This window comes from Cytobacillus mangrovibacter, assembly GCF_042865275.1.
Classification (GTDB): domain Bacteria; phylum Bacillota; class Bacilli; order Bacillales; family Cytobacillaceae; genus Cytobacillus; species Cytobacillus mangrovibacter.
In genome coordinates, this window is the sequence record NZ_JBIACJ010000008.1 from 23,704 (window position 1) to 40,169 (window position 16,466).

At 37.7% G+C, this 16,466-nt stretch carries 13 protein-coding genes and 3 tRNA genes; all 16 read left to right on the plus strand.

Annotation, left to right across the window (positions count from 1 at the left end; genetic code table 11):
- The first annotated feature begins 33 nt into the window (after positions 1-33).
- The 16 genes from ychF to ACFYKT_RS15125 all read left to right on the plus strand — a co-directional run bounded on the left by ychF (position 34) and on the right by ACFYKT_RS15125 (position 16,295).
- Positions 34-1,134 carry a redox-regulated ATPase YchF gene (ychF, locus tag ACFYKT_RS15050; RefSeq protein WP_389221256.1) on the plus strand — a complete coding sequence of 367 codons (1,101 nt, stop codon included), beginning with the start codon at positions 34-36 and terminating at the stop codon, positions 1,132-1,134.
- Positions 1,135-1,314: 180 nt separating this feature from the next.
- Positions 1,315-2,235, plus strand: coding sequence for an ABC transporter permease subunit (locus ACFYKT_RS15055; RefSeq protein ID WP_389221259.1), 921 nt, complete (start codon positions 1,315-1,317; stop codon positions 2,233-2,235).
- A 14-nt stretch (positions 2,236-2,249) separates the two neighbouring features.
- Entirely contained in the window at positions 2,250-3,140 is an 891-nt protein-coding gene (locus ACFYKT_RS15060) for an ABC transporter permease (protein WP_389221262.1), read from the plus strand.
- A 152-nt stretch (positions 3,141-3,292) separates the two neighbouring features.
- Positions 3,293-3,580, plus strand: coding sequence for a 30S ribosomal protein S6 (gene rpsF / locus ACFYKT_RS15065; RefSeq protein ID WP_389221265.1), 288 nt, complete (start codon positions 3,293-3,295; stop codon positions 3,578-3,580).
- A 48-nt stretch (positions 3,581-3,628) separates the two neighbouring features.
- Positions 3,629-4,138 (plus strand): single-stranded DNA-binding protein, encoded by a 510-nt coding sequence (ssb, locus tag ACFYKT_RS15070; protein ID WP_389221268.1) that lies wholly within the window; start codon positions 3,629-3,631, stop codon positions 4,136-4,138.
- A gap of 55 nt (positions 4,139-4,193) precedes the next feature.
- On the plus strand, positions 4,194-4,433 hold the full coding sequence (gene rpsR / locus ACFYKT_RS15075; RefSeq protein ID WP_389221271.1) for a 30S ribosomal protein S18: 240 nt from the start codon (positions 4,194-4,196) through the stop codon (positions 4,431-4,433).
- Positions 4,434-4,762: 329 nt separating this feature from the next.
- Positions 4,763-6,763 (plus strand): methyl-accepting chemotaxis protein, encoded by a 2,001-nt coding sequence (locus ACFYKT_RS15080; protein WP_389221274.1) that lies wholly within the window; start codon positions 4,763-4,765, stop codon positions 6,761-6,763.
- A 457-nt stretch (positions 6,764-7,220) separates the two neighbouring features.
- On the plus strand, positions 7,221-8,165 hold the full coding sequence (locus ACFYKT_RS15085; RefSeq protein ID WP_389221277.1) for a YybS family protein: 945 nt from the start codon (positions 7,221-7,223) through the stop codon (positions 8,163-8,165).
- Between the two features lie 71 nt (positions 8,166-8,236).
- On the plus strand, positions 8,237-10,210 hold the full coding sequence (locus ACFYKT_RS15090) for a DHH family phosphoesterase (protein ID WP_389221280.1): 1,974 nt from the start codon (positions 8,237-8,239) through the stop codon (positions 10,208-10,210).
- Positions 10,207-10,656: a 50S ribosomal protein L9 gene (gene rplI, locus ACFYKT_RS15095; RefSeq protein WP_389221283.1), complete on the plus strand. Its 450-nt coding sequence runs from the start codon at positions 10,207-10,209 to the stop codon at positions 10,654-10,656. Before ACFYKT_RS15090 ends, rplI begins: the two co-directional genes overlap by 4 nt.
- A 220-nt stretch (positions 10,657-10,876) precedes the next feature.
- Positions 10,877-12,241, plus strand: a complete 1,365-nt coding sequence (gene dnaB / locus ACFYKT_RS15100) for a replicative DNA helicase (RefSeq protein ID WP_389221286.1) — start codon at positions 10,877-10,879, stop codon at positions 12,239-12,241.
- 315 nt (positions 12,242-12,556) lie between these two features.
- Entirely contained in the window at positions 12,557-13,849 is a 1,293-nt protein-coding gene (locus ACFYKT_RS15105; RefSeq protein WP_389221289.1) for an adenylosuccinate synthase, read from the plus strand.
- Between the two features lie 128 nt (positions 13,850-13,977).
- Positions 13,978-14,053: transfer RNA gene (locus tag ACFYKT_RS15110), tRNA-Lys, on the plus strand.
- An 11-nt stretch (positions 14,054-14,064) separates the two neighbouring features.
- Positions 14,065-14,136 (plus strand) — tRNA-Glu (locus ACFYKT_RS15115).
- A 202-nt stretch (positions 14,137-14,338) separates the two neighbouring features.
- Positions 14,339-14,411, plus strand: a tRNA-Phe gene (locus tag ACFYKT_RS15120).
- Positions 14,412-14,819: 408 nt separating this feature from the next.
- Positions 14,820-16,295: a peptidoglycan DD-metalloendopeptidase family protein gene (locus ACFYKT_RS15125; protein WP_389221292.1), complete on the plus strand. Its 1,476-nt coding sequence runs from the start codon at positions 14,820-14,822 to the stop codon at positions 16,293-16,295.
- Positions 16,296-16,466: the final 171 nt, after the last annotated feature.

Below are 16,466 nucleotides of genomic sequence, written 5' to 3' on the forward strand. Positions count from 1 at the left end.
ATAGATATTTTCTAAATAGAGGAGTGGCGATAGATGGCTTTAACAGCTGGGATTGTAGGTTTACCGAACGTTGGGAAGTCTACTTTATTTAATGCAATTACCCAGGCGGGAGCGGAATCTGCGAACTATCCGTTCTGTACAATTGATCCGAACGTAGGAATCGTAGAAGTGCCGGATCATCGTCTAAACAAATTAACTGAGCTTGTTCAACCGAAAAAGACTGTTCCAACGGCATTTGAATTTACGGATATTGCAGGGATTGTAAAAGGTGCAAGTAAGGGCGAAGGATTAGGCAATAAGTTTTTGTCACATATTCGTGAAGTAGACGCTATTTGTCAGGTTGTTCGTTGTTTTGCGGATGATAATATTACACATGTATCTGGAAAAGTAGATCCGATAGATGATATTGAAATTATTAACTTAGAGTTAATTTTGGCTGACCTTGAGTCAGTTGATAAGCGGATTGCCCGTGTAGGAAAAATGGCGAAACAAAAAGATAAAGAGTCTATGTTTGAAATGGAGATTCTTGAAAAGCTTAAAGAGGCCTTTGAAGCAGACAAGCCTGCACGTACAGTAGAATTTACAGAAGAGCAAATGAAGGTAGCTAAAGGTCTTCACCTATTAACCATTAAACCTGTGCTTTATGTAGCAAATGTTGGTGAAGATGATGTAGCAGATCCATCTTCAAATGAATATGTGCAGCAAGTGAAAGAATTTGCCGAAAAAGATAATGCTGAGGTTATTGTTGTTTGTGCGAAGATTGAATCAGAAATTGCGGAACTTGAAGGGGAAGAAAAGGAAATGTTCCTTCAAGAACTTGGCATTCAAGAATCAGGTCTTGATCAGTTAATTAGAGCTGCCTATAATCTTATTGGGCTGGCAACATATTTTACAGCTGGTGTACAAGAAGTTCGTGCATGGACATTCATTAAAGGGATGAAGGCACCACAATGTGCAGGCGTTATCCATTCTGATTTTGAAAAAGGTTTTATTCGAGCAGAAACAGTTTCTTATGACGACCTTTTAGCAGCAGGCAATATGGCAGCAGCCAAAGAAGCTGGTAAAGTTCGTTTAGAAGGAAAAGAATATATAGTTAAAGACGGAGATGTCATGCACTTCCGTTTCAATGTTTAATCGCGAGCTAATTATAAAAGAGCTGTCCATTAAGTCAACTTTACGACTAGTGGACAGCTTTTTCTATGTTAAGATTCCCAATTTTGAGTAGAGTTCTATAGAGATATATGGTAAATTAATAGAATATTCTAGTTATTTTTGATATGATTTTGTAAAATAACCTTTTGTTTGGAGGGAAAGATGGATATTGCCGGAATGTTTATTAAGAACTTATTCTTTTATGTGATTATCATCGCAGCCTTACTCTTAGTTGTCTTGTTCCCGCGAAATCCAGCCATGTCTGTAGGAGGAAGGGCTCAGACGGTAGAAATGGAATATCAATTTTCCTTGCAAGAGTATAAAGACAATATCGTTCAATACATACAATTGGTTTGGAAAGAAAAAAGCTTAGGTGAGACAAGGCATCAAAATGTGACTGTTGAAGATGAACTAAAACGTTTCTTTCCCAACAGTTTAAAGATTATTATACCAGCATTTATTATTAGTTTACTCATGGGGGTCTGGAAGGGAGTTTTTGATTACAGAAATAGATTTAATCGAAAGAGTATCCTTGGTAATGGACTGACATGGCTTCTGCAATCCATCCCTGACTTTTTTATTGTCATTTGCCTGCAATGGCTAGTTATTTTTATTTTCCCATCCCTGCGCCTCTTTAGCCAGTCAAATTGGTACGGCTTCATCGCGCCTGCTATTTTAGTATCCATTTATCCAATGATGTACATGGCAAGGATTACATCAGCTGCTCTATCAAATGAGGATGGGCAATATTATATTCAAGTAGCAAAAGCAAAGGGATTTCCTATGTCTAAAGTGACAAACCGCCATATTTTGCGAAATGGGATGAAAATGATTTTGTCCCATATGACTTCATTAATGATTCATACCTTGTCCAGCCTTCTTATTGTCGAATATTTGATCGGGTACGAAGGTCTGGCCTACAGATTATTTACTGCCCTTGGATTCAGCACGTCTTTCAATATGGGATCTTTCCGCGGATTTGAGCCAGGAGTCGTCATTGGGATTGGCTTATGTTTTTTGCTTCTTGTTATAGTGGCTCAATTGATTGGCCTACTCATTAAGAGAAGTCTTCGAATTCCATAAAAGGGGGGAATCATTTGAAAAATTACTATTTAATGATTGGCTTAATTATGACTGGGATGTTAGCCCTTTTGACCATTTTCGGTGAAAGTTTACCTTTTGTGGATGCAGAGCTAAAAGGAGAGCGAGTAATTTTTCCTGGCCCAGGCAAAATTGAAACAGCTCCTTTTCCACCTTCTGAGAAATTCCCGCTTGGCTCAGATAGAGAAGGGAGAGATTTACTTAGTTTATTAGTAGTGGGTGCAAAGGATACATTTTTCCTTATTTTTATCATTGTTATTCTTCGATATGCGTTAGCTATTCCTTTAGGGCTTCTTGGCATGAAAAATAAAGGATTCTTTTCATGGCTTAATAAATGGTGGAATCAGCTTTTTTCAAGTTTCCCTGTTATATTTACAACGGCATTAATTCTTTGTTTGCCCTTTTTATTATTTCATGAGCAAAGATTCTATTGGTCCATTTTTGTGATTGCTCTTGTTGAGGTTGGAAGGGTTAGCTTTATTATTCAGCAAGAGGCGCATTCCCTCTCACAGAAATCCTTTATTGAAGCAGGAGTAACGATTGGTGTAAAGCCAATAAATATGATGTTATCCCATTATCTACCGAGTCTTTTACCAAGCATATGGGTGAATTTTTTTATTGATGCAGGCCGTGTAGCGATGTTGATTGGCCAACTAGCAATTATTAATGTATTTATTTCACAGGAGCTGATCCAGATTAACTTTGGACAAAGTCAAATCTTTAATACAAGTGTAGATTGGGCAACTCTTATTAGAGAAGCGCGCAGAGATGTTATTACTGCCTTTTGGATTCCTTTTTTTCCAATGCTAGCGATTGTTCTCTCAACATTGACTTTTAATATCCTTGGTGAAGGATTAAGACAGCATTTCAATCGTCATATGCAGTAATTAAATAATAGATGTGCAGGCATCTGTATTAATATTTAAAGGACCTGCATTGCAAAATTGTATATTATATGCTATACTTTCAACTTGTGAGTAATGTATATTGCTCCTTGCCCGTATAGACGGGCCGTTTAGACCAAAAGGAGGTGAAAGTGATGAGAAAGTACGAAATTATGTACATCATCCGCCCAAATATTGAAGATGAGGCTAGAAAGGCTCTTATTGAGCGTTTTAACACAATCTTAACTGATAATGGTGCGGAATTGACTGATTCTAAAGAGTGGGGTAAGCGTCGTTTAGCTTATGAAATCAATGATTTCCGCGATGGCTACTACCAATTAATGCATGTAAATGCTGAAGCAAAAGCAGTAGATGAATTTACTCGTTTAGCTAAGATCAGCGAAGATATTATCCGTCAAATCGTTGTTAAAGACGAAAAATAATAGATACAATGTTCCATGTGAAACAATGGTTGGAAGGAGTTGATTCTGATGATGAACCGTGTTGTTCTTGTCGGACGTTTGACAAAGGATCCAGATTTGCGGTATACCCCAAATGGAGTAGCGGTTGCTTCATTTACACTTGCTGTGAATCGTACGTTTACGAATCAACAAGGTGAACGGGAAGCAGACTTTATTAACTGTATTATTTGGAGAAAGCCAGCTGAAAACGTAGCAAATTTCTTGAAAAAGGGAAGTCTTGCTGGCGTTGATGGACGGATTCAAACACGTAGTTATGATGGCCAAGATGGAAAGCGCGTATATGTGACGGAAGTTCAGGCTGAAAGTGTGCAATTCCTTGAGCCGCGTAATAGTTCTGGCGGCAAAAGCGAAGGTGCAAACTATGGTGCTCCTAGGGAACAGGATTTCCCATTCGGAAACAACAATCAGAATCAACAACAACAGTACAACCGAAATAATCAAGGTTACACGCGAGTAGATAAAGATCCATTTGCAAATGATGGTCAAATAGACATTTCTGATGACGATCTACCGTTTTAACATGATTGATTATTAAACGATCTTATATAAGAAATAGAAAAGGAGGGAATTGACAATGGCTGGAGGACGCAGAGGCGGACGTGCAAAACGTCGTAAGGTTTGCTTTTTCACTGCAAACGGAATTACTCACATCGACTTTAAAGATGTTGATCTTCTAAAAAAATTCATCTCTGAGCGCGGTAAAATTTTACCACGCCGTGTAACTGGTACAAACGCTAAATACCAACGTAAATTAACAACTGCTATTAAGCGCGCACGTACTATGGCATTACTGCCTTATGTTTCAGGTGAATAATTAAGAGTAGGACACCGATTCTTCGGTGTCTTTTTCTATGCAAAAAATGCCAATTATTCCAGGTTTTGCTTTTATACGTTAAAGTGGAATATTTATAAAATTACAAATCATCTTTCAAATATTTAAGTAAAAAAATATATGTTACTATTAATTAAGTGTATTTCTGCATTTTTTTGTACAAATGGGGAAGAAGAGGTGGCTTTTAAAACCTTGTTTAATACTAGCTTCAACATGGAATATTGGGGGATGTCGGAGGGTATTTCAAGTTTTTATGCTATTGAATCTACTTCCTTATTCAAATGAATATAAAAAATAAGGGGGAGAATATTTTGTTAAAATCAATAAAGGGAAAACTGATCTTATTGATTTCGTCATTGTTTATTGCCGTATTGCTGGTAGTAGGCTTTTTTGTTTACCAACAAACAGAAAACCAAATTGAGAAAGATGTAGTTGGTCAAACAAAAAGTATTGTCAATTCAATGAATACATCACTTCAATTATTTCTTGATACGTATTCAACCAATTTACAATATTTATCTGAATCCCAGCGAGTAATGGACTATGCCAATAGTAATAGTCAGGTGATTGATGATCAGTCAAAAAAGGAATTAGAAAAGGACTTTTTAAATTTTATAGATAAATACGGAAGTGTCACTTCTATCTATGTGGCGAGTGCAAAGAAGGATTTAGAAATTATTCCTGCAGTGGATTTAGGCGCAGATTTTGATCCTACTTCAAGAGATTGGTATAAAATTGCTGCATCTAATCCAGATGAAGTTGTCTGGAGTGAGCCATATGTTGATAAGGCAACGAAAGAATATGTTGTTACCGCCTCTCATGCCGTGAAAGAAGGATCAAAGGTAATTGGTGTAGTTGGACTAGATATCACGCTTGCAAATATTTCAGAAATGATTAGTGAGGTTCAAATTGGATATCATGGCTATTCATTTGTTTTCTCAAAAGAAGGAACAGCTATTGTTCATCCAACTGAAAGAAGCAATAATTTAATGGATCTGCCATTTATTAAATCAATGTTTGAGAGTAAAAATAAGGAAGATGTTATCAATTATGTGTATGAAGGTGACAAAAAGTTATTAGTGTATAACACTGTTGCTAATACATCGTGGAAAGTAGGCGCAGCATACACAGAAAAGGATTTAATAGTAACAGCTTTGAAAATAAGAAATAGCATTATTATGATTTCGATTATTGGTCTTGTCATTGCTTTAGTCATTACTTATTTTGTAGCTGCTGGACTGACCAAACCTATTTCATTACTGAAGAAGGCATTTAGCCAAGTATCAAATGGGAATTTAATGGTGAATGTGAACGTAACCTCGAAGGATGAGATTAGTGAGCTGGGTGGCCATTTCAATACAATGGTTGGAAGTATGAAGTCGATATTAACTACAGTGAACGATTCTGTTAATAATGTGAAAGAATCTGCTGAGAGTTTAAGTGCCGTTTCTGAAGAAACAAACGCTTCTAGTGAGGAAATGGCTGCAGCTATTAATGAAATTGCCAAAGGTGCGACTCAATCAGCAGCAGAGGCTGAAACAGCCAATCAGCTATCAAATCAATTAAGTAATCAGATTAATGACATCAGCGAAAAGGCTACTGAGATGACGCTGCTAGCTGAACAAGCAGATGGCATCAATCAATCAGGAATAAAGCAAATTGGCGATCTAAAAGGGTCATTTGCTACATCGAAGGAATACCTTGGTTCGATGGAAAATGTTATAAATGACCTTGAAGATAAGATCGAAAAGATAGAAAAGGTAATGACGACAATTACAGAAATAAGTTCACAAACGAATTTACTAGCCTTAAATGCCAGTATTGAGGCTGCTCGCGCAGGTGAACATGGCAAAGGCTTTGCTGTTGTAGCAAATGAGGTAAGAAAGTTAGCTGAACAATCAGTTGTAGCCACTGATGAGGTTAAGCAAACAATAACCGACATTCAAAGTGGAGCGCTGTTAGCGGTTGAATCAATGAGTAAGACAAAGGAAACCTTTAATCAGCAATCAGAGGTAGTCAATGAAACCGAATTGAATTTCCAAAACATTTCAGGACTAGTTGAAGAAATGAGGAAATCAATTTTCTATATAAGCAATGAAATGACTCATATTGCTAAGAGCAAAGATGAAGTAGTGAGTGGAATTCATAGCATGGCAGCAATGTCCGAGCAGGCAGCTGCTTCCTGTGAAGAAGTAAGTGCTTCAACTGATGAACAACTTCATGCCCTTCAATCCGTTGCAGAATCTGCAGAGCAACTAACAGAATTAAGCAATGAATTAAAAGAAGTAGTAGACCGTTTTAAAATAAATTAGAGTACTTTAATAGGGGGTTATTTCTAATTTTGTCAATCGATGAACACTGTTGGCAAAAAAAGATTGGTTGATTGAAGTGGAAGGTGCGAGACTCCTGCGGGAGCAGTGGGACAGGTGAGACCCCACAGGCGTTTTAACGCCGAGGAGGCTCACCGCCCACCCCGCGGAAAGCGAGTACCTGGAGCGGAAATCAACCTTTACCCCACTATGTATTATTTAGCAACTATATTTACAAAAATAGCCTAAAATAAATTAAATAGAAAAGGGATATCATTCATTTTGATATCCCTTTTCTATTATCCATTTTTCACAGAATATACTCGAGAATTAGCATGTATATAATGATAAATTAGCTAAGAAGAATCATACATAAACGATTCCTAGCTCAGATGGTTGAATCTCTTAATATTACTAGCTAAAATAGACCTTATGGATGTACCCACTAGGGGGTGGAAAATTGAAAAATGTACATAAGTTAACAGAAGGGGCACTCCTTCTAGCTATCTTTAGTGTTTTAATGCTAATAACCGTCTATGTTCCAGTGCTTGGGATTGTGACAAACTTATTTTTGGCTGTCCCATTTATTTTATTTGCCGCAAAAAACACACGAATGAATTCATTCATTTTCTTCGTGGCTTCTGTTTTTCTTTCCTTCATAGTCGGAACGGTTCTTGCGATTCCGTTTACACTTTCATATGGAGTGACTGGGCTTGTTATCGGCTACTTTATTCAAGTAAAAAAGGGAAGAATGTCTACGTTTATTGCTGCCACACTTGTCTTTCTTATTACTTTGCTCGTGCAATATGCAGCGATGGTTGTTTTTTTCAAGATGAACCTTATTGAAGAATTGATTGCCATAATGAAGGAATCCTTTGATAGTTCAAGAAAGCTTCTTGATGCGACGGGTCAGACTATTGATGGGAAAGTCATAGAACAATTTGAGGCAGTACCGAAAATGGTAGAATCTTTGACACCAAGTTTATTTGTATTAACCTCAATATTTGCTGTTTTCTTGATTGAAGTGGTTTCCTTCCCAATTGTTAAAAGATTCGGGGTAACGGTTGACCAGAGAAAGCCATTTAGGGAACTTGTGCTGCCGAAGAGTATTCTTTGGTATTATTTATTAACAATACTAGCAAGCTTTGTATTTAATCCTGTTGAAGGGGATTATTGGTACTTAGCTTTAGTCAATATTTCGTTTATTCTTCAGCTATGCATGGTTATTCAAGGCTTGTCATTTATCTATTATATTTGTCATTTGAAAGGTGTATCTAAGACTATACCTATTATTGCAACTGTCTCCATATTCCTTCTCCCAATTCTCCTTTCCATTGTGAGGATATTAGGTATAATTGACTTAGGGTTTGGATTAAGGAAAAGTTTAGAAAATAGGAATGGATAAAGAGGGTGTTCAAAAGGAGGACAAAGCATTTTGAACTTCCTATTAACACGACTGTTTGGGAGCTGAAAAGAATGCCTTCATATTTAGAAAAGCGGTCCATTCGCTATCCAATCTATGGATTGATGGGCATTACGGTGGTGCTTCTTGGTTTACTAGCGTACTATAACTGGATATTGGGTGTAATTGGTGTTCTTCTTGCCTTTCTTCCCTTTTATTATATCTTTAAAATGGATGCAACACAGAGGAAGGAAACAGAAGATTACATAACAACGTTATCTTATCGGGTTAAAAAAGTCGGTGAAGAGGCTTTAATGGAAATGCCGATTGGGATTATGTTAATAAATGATGATTATTATATTGAATGGACAAATCCCTTTTTAGCCTCATGCTTTGATGAAGATACGTTAGTGGGAAGATCGCTTTATGATGTAGGGGATATACTTGTTCCTCTTATCAAGCAGGAAGTAGAAACAGAAATTATCACTCTCCATGACCGGAAGTTCCGCGTCATTCTTAAATTAGATGAACGGCTCTTATACTTCTTTGATGTAACAGAACAAACAGAAATTGAAAAAATGTATCAAGAAGAAAGAACCGTGCTGTCTATTATTTATTTAGATAATTATGATGATTTAACGCAAGGGATGGATGACCAGACAAGAAGCAGTCTAAATAATATCGTGACTTCCATCCTCAATAAATGGGCTCTTGATAATGGTGTTTTCTTAAAAAGAGTCTCATCGGAGCGATTTATTGCTGTTTTTAATGAGCAAATTCTCCATCAGCTTGAAAAGGGGAAATTCACTATTCTTGATGAAGTAAGAGAAACCACTTCGAAGCAGAATGTTCCTCTAACATTAAGTATCGGTGTAGGAACAGGTGTCTCTTCTTTGCCTGAATTAGGCATTCTTGCTCAATCGAGTCTTGATTTAGCCCTTGGCCGTGGCGGTGACCAAGTGGCGATTAAGCAGACAAATGGGAAAGTGAAATTTTTCGGAGGGAAAACAAATCCAGTCGAGAAAAGGACTAGAGTTCGTGCCCGTGTTATTGCACATGCCTTAAAGGAATTAATCACAGCAAGTGATAAGGTGATTATCATGGGGCATAAGAATCCGGATATGGATGCTATTGGAGCAGCTATTGGCATTCGGAAAATCGCACAAATGAATCAGCGTGAAGGGTATATTGTTGTTAATTTTCAAGAAATTGATACAGGTGTTCAAAGATTAATGACCGAGATTCAGAAGAATGAAGAGTTGTTTGCGAAATTCATTAGTCCAGCACAAGCATTAGAAATAGCAACAGAGGATACGTTATTAGTGGTTGTAGACACTCATAAACCTTCAATGGTAATAGAAGAAAGATTAATCCATAAAATGGATCATGTTGTTGTTATTGACCATCATCGCCGGGCAGAAGAGTTTATTAATAATCCATTGCTTGTCTATATGGAGCCATATGCTTCCTCCACAGCCGAACTAGTAACGGAGCTTCTTGAATATCAGCCAAAGCATGGAAGAGTTGAAATGCTTGAAGCTACAGCGTTATTAGCCGGCATTATTGTCGATACGAAGAGCTTCTCATTACGAACGGGATCCCGGACATTTGATGCTGCCTCTTACTTACGATCTCTTGGGGCAGATACGGTACTCGTACAGAAGTTTCTCAAAGAAGATGTGGAGACTTATATAAGGCGTTCGAAAATAATTGAGAATGTCTATTTTTACCGTGAGGGTATTGCTATTGCTAAAAGTCAGCCGGACCAGGAGCTCAATCAAGTGCTTATTGCACAAACAGCAGACACATTATTAACAATGGATGGTGTGATTGCCTCCTTTGTTATTTCCAAAAGGTCAGAATACACAGTAGGCGTTAGTGCTCGTTCATTAGGTGATTTAAACGTTCAAGTTATTATGGAGAATCTTGAAGGCGGGGGGCATTTAACAAATGCTGCTACCCAGCTTGCAGATGTGACCATAGATGAAGTAGAAGAACGTTTGAAAATAGCTATAGATGAATATATCGAAGGGAGAAAAAAGGGATGAAAGTAATATTTTTAAAAGACGTTAAAGGAAAAGGCAAAAAAGGAGAGGTAAAGAACGTAGCTGACGGTTACGCACAAAACTTCCTCATTAAGCAAGGATTAGCGGTTGAAGCAAACCAAGCTAATGTTAGTACATTAAGCGCCCAAAAGAAAAAAGAAGAAAAGCTTGCTGCTGAAGAGCTTGCAGATGCAAAAAAATTAAAAGAAACAATGGATAAAATTACACTAGAATTCTCAACAAAAGCTGGTGAAGGCGGCCGTTTATTTGGTTCAATTACAAGTAAGCAAATCGCAGAAGAGCTTCAAAAAGATCATAACCTAAAAATTGATAAACGTAAAATTGAATTGCCTGATGCGATTCGTACATTGGGCTACACAAAGGTATCTGTCAAGCTTCATACTGAAGTGACAGCCACTTTAAATGTCCATGTAAAAGAAGCACACTAAAATTGGAAGTTCCATTTACGAATAAACATGTTAAACTATAAAGGTTAGAAAAAATGTGATCGGTGCTTGCTGGTCACATTTTTTCTAAGCAAAAAAACGTAAATTCAATGGGGATTACCATATATTCTAGTAAACTACTATATATTAGAGATAAATGATGAACGTTTCAAAACGGTGCTAAATATGTTCGCTTTAAGCGTATGATGGAGGTATAAAATAGATGAGTGATTTATACGCAGATCGTCTTCCGCCCCAAAACATTGAAGCGGAGCAGGCTGTTCTTGGTGCCATTTTCCTTGAGCCATCTTCTCTCACGCTAGCCTCTGAGATATTAATACCAGAGGATTTTTACCGTGCGGCTCACCAAAAGATTTTTAATGTGATGCTAAAGCTAAATGACCAAGGTAAAGCTGTTGATTTAGTAACAGTAACTGAAGAGCTGAGCGCAGCAAAGCTTTTGGAGGATACTGGCGGGGTAAGTTACTTAAGTGAGTTAGCAGGGTCTGTCCCGACTGCAGCTAATATTGAATATTATGCAAAAATTGTTGAAGAAAAATCATTGCTCCGCCGACTCATTCGTACAGCAACAGATATTGCTCAGGACGGTTATGCGCGTGAGGATGAGGTTGAGGTCCTTCTAGGCGAAGCAGAGAAAAGTATTCTTGAAGTGGCCCAACGGAAAAATGCAGGTGCTTTTCATAATATTAAGGATGTACTCGTTCGTACCTACGATAATATTGAAGTCATGCATAATCGAAAAGGCGATATTACGGGAATCGCAACAGGATTTGCTGAATTAGATAAAATGACTGCTGGTTTCCAGCGCAATGACTTAATTATTGTCGGTGCCCGTCCTTCTGTAGGTAAAACGGCCTTTGCATTAAATATTGCACAAAATGTGGCAACAAAAACAGAAGAAAACGTCGCGATATTTAGTCTTGAGATGGGGGCAGAACAGCTTGTTATGCGTATGCTCTGTGCAGAAGGAAATATTGATGCTCAAAGGCTTCGTACGGGGTCGCTTACCGATGATGATTGGGGCAAACTGACAATGGCGATGGGGAGCTTATCAAATGCAGGTATTTTCATCGATGATACCCCAGGAGTACGGATTACAGAAATTCGTTCGAAATGTCGCCGCTTAAAGCAGGAGCATGGCCTGGGCATGATCTTAATTGACTATTTACAGCTGATTCTTGGAAGCGGCCGTTCAGGCGAAAACCGTCAGCAGGAAGTATCGGAGATTTCCCGCTCATTAAAGGCACTAGCTCGTGAATTGCAGATTCCAGTTATTGCTCTTTCTCAGCTTTCCCGTGGGGTTGAGCAGCGTCAAGACAAGCGTCCAATGATGTCAGATATCCGTGAATCAGGAAGTATTGAGCAGGATGCAGATATTGTGGCCTTTCTCTACCGTGATGACTACTATGATAAAGAATCAGAGGATAAGAATATCATAGAAATTATTATTGCCAAACAGCGTAATGGTCCAGTTGGTACTGTTCAGCTAGCCTTCGTTAAAGAGTACAATAAATTCGTAAATTTAGAGCGGCGATACGATGATTCATCCATGCCGCCAGGTGCATAGTGGCCTTATCTAGATAGGGGCTGTCCAATAAGTCTATTTCCAGACTATTGGACAGCTCCTTTTCCTTTTTAATCATAGTGTTACAAGAGTGCAAGCATGTGCTTGAAATTATTAACGAACATATTTTTATATTTTAGTAGAAATTGTTCGTGTTTTATTGACTTTTGTCTAAAAATGTTGGTAAAATAGGAATGTTTGAATGGGATATAAAGAATATTATAGTCAGTACTCAAAAGCTGTACGTTAAATTGTTGATACAAATTTAAATTTATAATGTTTACTTTAAATAACGGAAATCTCGGAGGTGCGTTTTATATGTCATCAGTAGTTGTTGTTGGAACACAGTGGGGAGACGAAGGAAAAGGGAAAATTACCGATTTTCTTTCTGAGAATGCTGAAGTTATCGCACGTTATCAAGGCGGAAACAATGCAGGACATACGATTAAGTTTAATGGAGAAACTTACAAGCTTCACTTAATTCCATCAGGTATTTTTTATAAAGATAAAGCATGTGTGATTGGAAACGGAATGGTTGTAGATCCGAAAGCACTAGTGAAGGAATTGGCTTATCTACATGAAAAAGGTGTAACAACTGATAACCTTCGAATCAGCAACCGCGCTCACGTTATTCTGCCATATCATTTAAAACTAGATGAAGTAGAAGAAGAGAGCAAAGGTGCGAACAAAATTGGCACAACGAAAAAGGGTATTGGCCCTGCTTATATGGATAAAGCTGCACGAATTGGCATCAGAATGGCTGATTTATTAGACCGTGAAGTATTTGAGGAAAAGCTTGCACGTAATCTTGAAGAGAAGAATCGTTTATTTGAACGTATTTATGAAACAGAAGGTTTTAAAATCGAAGATATTCTAGATGAGTATTATGAATATGGACAGCAAATTAAGCACTATGTTTGTGATACATCTGTAGTTCTTAACGATGCACTTGATGAAGGACGCAGGGTCTTATTTGAAGGCGCACAAGGCGTTATGCTTGATATTGATCAAGGAACATACCCATTTGTTACTTCTTCAAACCCTGTTGCTGGTGGTGTAACAATTGGTTCTGGTGTAGGTCCTTCAAAAATCAAACATGTTGTTGGTGTATCAAAAGCTTATACAACTCGTGTGGGTGATGGTCCATTCCCAACTGAGCTTGATAATGAAATTGGTCATCAAATCCGTGAAGTTGGCCGTGAATACGGAACAACAACTGGCCGTCCTCGTCGTGTTGGCTGGTTTGATAGTGTTGTTGTTCGTCATTCTCGCCGTGTGAGTGGACTGACTGATCTTTCACTTAATTCCATTGATGTATTAACAGGAATTGAAACATTGAAAATCTGTGTAGCTTACCGTTATAAAGGGGAAGTCATTGAAGAATTCCCTGCAAGCTTAAAGGTATTAGCTGAATGTGAGCCTGTATATGAAGAGCTGCCAGGCTGGACAGAGGATATTACTAGCTGCAAGACATTAGATGAGCTGCCAGCAAATGCTCGTCATTATCTTGAGCGTGTATCCCAATTAACAGGTATCCCGCTTTCCATCTTCTCTGTTGGTCCAGACCGTACACAAACAAATGTAGTTAGAAGCCCTTGGCGCCAAAACTAATAGAAGAAGAAGCCCTGATTTCGTTCAGGGCTTCTGTATTTTTAAAAAAAGTAAAAAAGTTATTGCAATGTAATTATTATATATGATATTATAAAAAGCGTCGTCATAAGTGATGAGTAATTTATACCGAGCCATTAGCTCAGTTGGTAGAGCATCTGACTTTTAATCAGAGGGTCGAAGGTTCGAGTCCTTCATGGCTCACCATTTTTGAATATGGCCCCTTGGTCAAGCGGTTAAGACACCGCCCTTTCACGGCGGTAACACGGGTTCGAATCCCGTAGGGGTCATGGCACATGACAGTTGGTGAGCGGCTGGCAAGCACAGCCTCCTTGCTAACTGTCATATTTATTAATAAGGCTCAGTAGCTCAGTCGGTAGAGGATCGCTAACATCTAAGATTAAGCTCCAGTGGCGATCTGCGAGGAAATTCGCGAGAATTTATGAGCACAGTTTTTAAAAGAATCTATTTATAGGGAACCATATCAAATACGGCTCAGTAGCTCAGTCGGTAGAGCAAAGGACTGAAAATCCTTGTGTCGGCGGTTCGATTCCGTCCTGAGCCATTTAAGAAAAAGATAGTAAAAAGGAGTATGAATCATTCATACTCCTTTTTGTTACACAATTGTAATAAATGGCTAGTTTCTTTGAAATAGTAACAACTATTCCTCTATGCCTCCATACATTTCCAACTTCTAAATGAAAAATCACTTCAAAACCGCGCTGTATAGGGATTATTTACCTATATAGAAGATTCATTTTTCCGACATTTCCCGCTAACAAATTCACTTCTTTGATAGAAAAATGGCAGTAAAATGTCATCTATTATACATTTTTGTTACATTATGAAATCTATCATTATATCCTAGGCCTTTTATGATAAAGTAAAGAAGTAAAAATTGGCAGGAACTAAAAGTAGTTACATAGCACTATATGAAAGTGTGTTAGTTACCGTAGTCTAGGAGGATGTAACAATGCAAGGTTCAATAAATAAATTAATTCAATTAAAAAATTATACATATAAGAAAATGACATCAGGCTTTAGAAAAACTGCAATAACTGCAACAGCTGTTGTAGCTCTTGCCTTTGCAGGAGGTGCCTCTGCACTAGCAAATAGTGAAAAGCTGACAACTGTTTATTATGTTTATGTGAATGATAAATACATAGGTACAGTTTCTGATAAAAATGAGATTGAAAGCTTAGTAAATGCTAAGTTAGCAGAGTCACAGGCATCTTATACAGATCTTCATTTGTCGATTGCTTCGGAAGTAACGTATATACCAGAGCAGGTTTTTCATTCGAATGCCGCAACAAATAATTCTGAAGTAGCTAGAGAAGTGGTCAAAGAAATTGGTGTACAGGCTGAAGCTGCTGCTTTAGTAATTGATGGAAACCCAGTAGCCTATGTAGAAAATGAAGAGAAGGCAAAAGAGGTTATTCGTCAGTTAAAATTAAAGTACATAACTGTTGATCAATTAAATAAATTAGAAGCACAAAAATTATCGAATACTAGTACATTACCACCATTAAAGGAAAATGAATCTCGTCTATTAGACGTTCGGTTATCAAAAGAAGTTACAATTACAAATGAGAAAATTAATCCTGAACAAATGTTGAATATTGAAGAAGCAGTTAAACTCCTTGTAAAGGGTTCAGTTGAGGAAACAAAGTATAAAGTGAAAGAAGGGGATGTACTTGGGGGAATTGCCCATGCACATAACCTTGAATTGAAACAACTGCTTGCAATAAACCCTGGTTTAACAGAAGATTCCCTTCTAAAAATTGATCAAGAATTGAATGTAACGGTCTTGAAGCCATATATTCAAGTTGTAATCGAAAAGGAATATTACGCAAAGGAAAAAATTGCCTTTGAAAAGGAAGTTATTGAAGACTCCTCCTTGTTTAAAGGTGATAGGAAAGTAAAGCAAGAAGGAAAAGATGGAATTCGTGCAGCAACTTATCGACTTTCTGAGCTAAATGGACAATTAGTTTCAAAAGAAATGACGAAAGAAGAAGTGCTTCAGGAGCCTGCTAAATATATTGTTATTAAAGGAACGAAGGTAGTACCTTCTCGTGGTGAAGGAAGCTTTATCTGGCCGGCCAATGGAGGATATATTTCAAGCAAGGTTGGACATCGCTGGGGTAGAATGCATAAAGGTATTGACATTGCTAGACCAAGTAACCGGACGATAAAAGCAGCAGATAATGGAGTCATCGTGTCAGCTGGGTATGATGGCGGTTTTGGAAATAAAATTGTTATCGATCATAATAATGGCTACCGTACAATATACGGGCATTTGGCATCCATAGATGTGAGTGTAGGTCAAACCGTATCAAAAGGTTCCAAAATAGGTATCATGGGTTCAACAGGCAACTCAACAGGCATTCATTTACATTTTGAAATCCACAAAAATGGCGAATTGCAGAATCCATTAAATTACATTCGTTAATAGCCCTCGCAGCAAAAGTCTCTAGTTACTCATACTAGAGTCTTTTTTATTGATTCTTTTCTAATGGTCGTTTTATGGGAAATTGTAGTTTTTGAATAGGTTACATTAAGGAAAACTGTTTACAAATAAGGTTGTTGATTGGAGTGGAAGGTGCGAGACTCCTGCGGGAAG